General features: G+C 64.9%; 1 protein-coding gene. It reads left to right on the top strand.

Annotated features, from left to right (window positions below):
- Nucleotides 1-319: gamma-glutamyl-gamma-aminobutyrate hydrolase family protein (locus tag A6X21_RS23745; protein ID WP_165603798.1), on the top strand; the 319-nt coding region annotated here is incomplete at both ends.

The following is a 319-nucleotide window of genomic DNA, read 5'->3' as shown; positions in this document are numbered from 1 at the left end:
GAGCCCGTCCCCGTCCCGCTCGAAAGCACCAACGACCAGATCGCGCAGATCGCCAACTCCTGCCAGGCCTTCCTTCTTCCCGGCAGCGGAGCCGATGTGAACCCCCAGAAGTACGGCGAGCAACGCGACCCCATGTCCGCCGACGCAGACCCTCTCCGCGAGAACGTCGACGAACTCCTTCTGCAGGACGCGCACAACATGCACAAGCCGCTGCTCGGCATCTGCTTCGGCACGCAGATGCTCAACGTCTGGCGCACCGGCTCGCTCATCCAGCACGTGGAAGGCACCGGCGTAAACCACAAGGCCGGCCGCGAAATCA

The organism is Planctopirus hydrillae, assembly GCF_001707835.1.
GTDB lineage: Bacteria > Planctomycetota > Planctomycetia > Planctomycetales > Planctomycetaceae > Planctopirus > Planctopirus hydrillae.
This window is presented reverse-complemented; position numbering and strand designations above follow the sequence as displayed.